This window comes from Pseudomonas sp. (genome assembly GCF_050739995.1).
Taxonomy (GTDB): Bacteria; Pseudomonadota; Gammaproteobacteria; order Pseudomonadales; family Pseudomonadaceae; genus Aquipseudomonas.
Genome location: NZ_JBOICG010000635.1, coordinates 1 through 4269 on the forward strand (window position 1 = coordinate 1; position 4269 = coordinate 4269).

A 4269-nucleotide genomic window follows, 5' to 3' on the forward strand; every position below is an offset into this window, starting at 1 on the left:
CAGCAGTAGAGTATCCAGGCAATGAGCGAGCGGTCGGCGCGGGCGAGTTTCATGGGGCGGCACTTTACCATCAGCCGCCGACGAAATGCCTACAAAAAATCCCAGGGCGACTATCCTGAATCGCACATTTTCAGGGAGAGCCAGCCATGAGCTTTGTCATCGCGCGGTGGATCGTCGGCGTTTTTACCTGCATCAGCATGGTGCATCTGTACTGGGCCGCGGGTGGCAAACTCGGGAGCCTCGCCGCCATTCCCCAACTGCCCGGCGAGTTCGCCAGCGGACCACGGCCGGCGTTCAAACCTTCGACGTTGGGCACGTTTCTGGTTGCGATGGGGCTGGTGGCGATTGCGCTGCTCGTTTGCCTACGGGCTGGTCTGTACTTCTCGCCGGTGTCCCATGGGGCGCTGCAGTGGGGCATCAGCGCGATCGCCGTGGTCATGTTCGCCAGGGCGATTGGGGACTCGGAACTGGTGGGTTTTTTCAAAAAGGTGAGTGGGTCGAGGTTTGCACGGTTGGATACGTATTTTTATTCGCCGTTGTGCCTGGTGTTGGGGGTTGGGTTGTTGGTGGTGGCGTGGGGCTAAGTGCCGGCGGATGTGACTTACCAATGGTGAACATTCGCTGATAAGGCAATTTAATGGCCCCTTTGTAACAAAATTCTCGCCAGAATCACTTTTATTTTCAGGTGGTTAGGTGAGGAAGTAAATGCGCACTGTTGGAATCATGCTGATCGCCTGTTCACTGGCCGGCGGCGCGGCTGCCGTGCAGGCACGGGAGTTGCGCGAGGGTGACAAGTACATGTGCAGCTGGGGTGCCGGCACGGCTGCCAGGGCCCAGGAACTCAAGTTGTCGGGCGTGTCGCTGTACGCTGCCAGGCAGAAGATCCAGACCATCAAGTTCAGCAAGTCGTGGATGCGCATGATGGCTATGGGCATCACCGAGCAGACCTATGACAGCCGTTCGCGGCTCAAGCCCGAGGCGATTCGCCAAAGCTTTTATCAGGACTGCCTGCGCTACAAGGTGGCGCGCAAATAGTCCCCGAGTACTTTGCACCGGCCAGTGCAATATCTGCGTAAGCCTGTCCAACTTTGCCGTGATGCCGCTCGACATACTGGTGCCAGGTAAACCAGGAGGCATAGGCCATGACCGATTACGTATTTCCCCCCGCGCAAACCCCATCCTTGGCCATACAGGGCAGCGCCGCGCGTTTCCCTCTGCGTCGCGTATTCTGCGTCGGCCGCAACTACAGCGAACACGCCCGCGAAATGGGGCATGACCCGGATCGTGAGCCGCCGTTCTTTTTCATGAAGCCGGCCGATGCGGTGGTGCCGGCTGAAGGCCTGATTGCCTATCCGCCGCTGACGGCGGACTTGCATCACGAAGTGGAGTTGGTGGTGGCCATCGGCAAGGACGGGGTGGATATCAGCCCTGAGGATGCTTTTTCCCACGTCTGGGGGTATGGCGTGGGGATCGACCTGACGCGCCGCGACCTGCAAGCCCAGGCGAAAAAACTCTCGCGTCCGTGGGAATGGGCCAAAGCCTTTGATGAGTCGGCGCCAAGTAGCGCATTACAGCCAGTGAGCACGATAGGGCATCCGTCCACAGGAAGTATCTGGCTGAAGGTCAATGGCGAGCTGCGCCAGATCGGCGACCTGGCCGACCAGATCTGGTCCGTCAGCGACGTGATCAGCCACGCCTCCAGGTCCGTGGCGCTCAAGGCCGGTGACCTGATTTTCACCGGCACCCCGGCCGGCGTCGGCGCGTTGCAACCGGGAGACGTGGTGACCGCCGGTATCGAAGGCGTTGGCGAGTTGAGTTTCACCCTCGGCAACGGTTGAGGCTAAAGTGGTGCCCTGGCCACCTGAGAGAGCGCTATGCCCGGCACCCGCGTCACCACCTATGGCATGGAACAACGCAGCGACCGCCCCGACTTCTATATCCGTGACAAGCGCGGGCGGGCGGCGCTCACCAGCCCCCACCGGCATGAATACTTCCAGATCCAGATCAACCTCGGCGGCGATACCGTGCAGCATATCGGGGGTGCGGTGCGGCCGTTTCCGCGTAAAGCCCTGGCGTTCATCCTGCCTCATCGCTTGCATGTGATTCCTCACCCGGAGGACGGCGAGTTCATGCTGATCAACTTCAGCCAGGCGTTTTTCCTGCCGCAGCTGACCTGTGATCCGTTGGATCTGGAGGACATCCCCATCGGCCAGGCACCGGAACTGTCGCCATTTCGCTTTCAGGAACAACTGGATTTCATTCTTGATGATGCAGCGTTCGAGCAGGTGAAAACCTGGCTGACCCATATGCGCACCCTCGACGCCCACCGTACCTTTGGTGCCCGCGAGCGGCTCAAGGGGTATCTGTTTCAATTGATCGGCCTGGTGTGTGAACAGTACGCCGAGCCGCTGCAAGTCTTCGCCGCCAACAACGCCATACGGCGCGGGCGCAAGGACGCCTTGGCGCGTGTGCAGGGCTATATTCGCGCGCACGTGCACGAGCCCAGCCTCAACTTGACCGATACGGCCGCCGCCGCATTCCTGTCACCCAACTACTTGACGCATCTGCTGCGCAAGGAAACTGGAAAGCCGTTTTCTCAGTTGGTGCTTGATCGCCGCATGCAACTGGCGCGCACGCTGTTGCTCAACAGTACTCAGATGATCGGCGTCATTGCTCAACGTTGCGGGTTTGCCGATGAAGCCTATTTTTCCCGCTGTTTTCGCAAGGCTCATGGTGTGGCGCCAGGGAAGTTTCGGCGACAACAGCCGGCAGAAATCTAGTCGTCACACGTTTTTTACAAATCCACGACAATGGATATGTTTCTATTTGCATACAATTGCGGGCTTCCAGGGAGGAAGCACTGATGCAAACCGTTATCCGACTGGCAACGCTTGCCGATATCGACACGTTGTTCGCCATTCGTACCGCTGTCGTACAGAACCACTTGAGCCGCGAGCAAATGGCAGAACTTGGCATCACGCCGCAGGTGCTGGCAGACAGTATCCGTGAAGCGCCGTGTGTCTGGATTGCCGAGGTGGTCGATGGCGACTACGTCCGTTATGAGAAGAGCTGGGCGCCCTGATCCCATGAATCCATCAGAACCACCGCCGTCTGACAGCTTTCGCTTTTTTGCGATTGGGGTTCTGTGCGTCGCGGTGCTGCTGGGCGCCTATTTCATGCGGTTCAATGCCCAGGTCGACCGAGAGCGAGAAGAGGCCGCCGAGCGCCTGGCGCTCTGCCAACATATTGAAAGCGTGGCCCGTGCGGCTGCGCCGAACAGCCTTGAACCCCCTGAAGCCTGCAAGCAACTTAAGAAGCGTTATGCGGAAAGCGTCGCGCCTTTATAATCAATAACCCTATTTTAATAGCGGGAATATACCGACCAAGAGCTAAAATCTATCGCGGTTTATTGCACCAAAAAGTGGCACTAATAGTGTTCGCTGCCTTAAAAAATGTGTGGTTATTGAATGACTTACGAGATTAAGAATCCGACGAAAGGGTTAAAATAATCTTGTTAGCGGTTTTTGCAATCGGTACTATAGCCGGGCGTTCACCTCCCACGGTTTATGCATTTTTAAATCCCAAGTTTCCATCAGCTACTTGGGATTTTTTTTGCCCGTAATTTGACCTCGGCGTCAAACTTCAATATCGGCAAACTCCGCGCGCATCCTGCCGTTATGTTTGGCCTGATACAGCAACTTATCGACAGACTCGACAAACCCCAGCATGGCGCTGTTGGGCGTCACGATGTGGGTGCCCACTCCCAGGCTCAGCGTCAGCAGGTCCGACACCGGTGAGAAACCGTGCTCGATCTGTTGCTGACGCATCAGATGCAGGCAGCGTCGCGCGACCTGTCTGGCTGACGCGGCGTCGGTTTCCGGTAGCAGCCACACAAACTCTTCGCCGCCAATACGGGCAATGAAGTCCCGTGGCCGATTGGCGGCCTGGGACAGGGTGCGTGCCACCTGGCGCAGGCATTCATCGCCCTTGATATGACCATAGTGGTCATTGTACTGCTTGAAGAAATCGATATCGAGGATGATCAACGATAGCGGCAACTGGCTGCGCAGCGCACTGGCCCATTCCCGTTCCAGCACGGTGTCGAACATGCGGCGGTTGGCGATGCCGGTGAGGCCGTCCTGGAAGGAGTACTCCTCCAGCTGTTTTTGCAGGCGGATCAGGTGTTCTTCGGTCTTCTTGCGTTCGCTGATATCGAACATGAAGCCATTCAGCGCCTCCACTTCACCGTCCTTGCGCACCACATGCACC

At 57.8% G+C, this 4269-nt stretch carries 6 protein-coding genes and 1 pseudogene; 6 read left to right on the plus strand and 1 reads right to left on the minus strand.

The genetic code is table 11. The annotated features are described in order from the left end of the window. Window positions 1–146 precede the first annotated feature (146 nt). From ACRESD_RS21375 to ACRESD_RS21400, 6 genes and pseudogenes are all read left to right on the plus strand, one after another. Window positions 147–584, plus strand: coding sequence for a DUF3995 domain-containing protein (locus tag ACRESD_RS21375; protein ID WP_431752723.1), 438 nt, complete (start codon window positions 147–149; stop codon window positions 582–584). Window positions 585–705: 121 nt separating this feature from the next. Beyond that, on the plus strand, window positions 706–1035 hold the full coding sequence (locus ACRESD_RS21380; protein ID WP_065906328.1) for a hypothetical protein: 330 nt from the start codon (window positions 706–708) through the stop codon (window positions 1033–1035). 107 nt (window positions 1036–1142) lie between these two features. Continuing rightward, the gene (locus tag ACRESD_RS21385; RefSeq protein ID WP_431752724.1) at window positions 1143–1838 is read left to right on the plus strand and encodes a fumarylacetoacetate hydrolase family protein; all 696 of its coding nucleotides are present in this window, start codon (window positions 1143–1145) and stop codon (window positions 1836–1838) included. A gap of 36 nt (window positions 1839–1874) precedes the next feature. Next, window positions 1875–2780: a helix-turn-helix transcriptional regulator gene (locus ACRESD_RS21390; RefSeq protein ID WP_431752725.1), complete on the plus strand. Its 906-nt coding sequence runs from the start codon at window positions 1875–1877 to the stop codon at window positions 2778–2780. A gap of 83 nt (window positions 2781–2863) precedes the next feature. Further along, a pseudogene (locus ACRESD_RS21395) lies at window positions 2864–3037 on the plus strand (GNAT family N-acetyltransferase); the annotation flags it as partial. Between the two features lie 49 nt (window positions 3038–3086). Further along, the gene (locus ACRESD_RS21400) at window positions 3087–3347 is read left to right on the plus strand and encodes a hypothetical protein (protein WP_431752726.1); all 261 of its coding nucleotides are present in this window, start codon (window positions 3087–3089) and stop codon (window positions 3345–3347) included. A 288-nt stretch (window positions 3348–3635) separates the two neighbouring features. Here ACRESD_RS21400 and ACRESD_RS21405 read toward each other — a convergent pair. Further along, a partial coding sequence (locus ACRESD_RS21405) for a diguanylate cyclase (RefSeq protein WP_431752727.1) occupies window positions 3636–4269 on the minus strand: 634 nt, incomplete at its 5' end.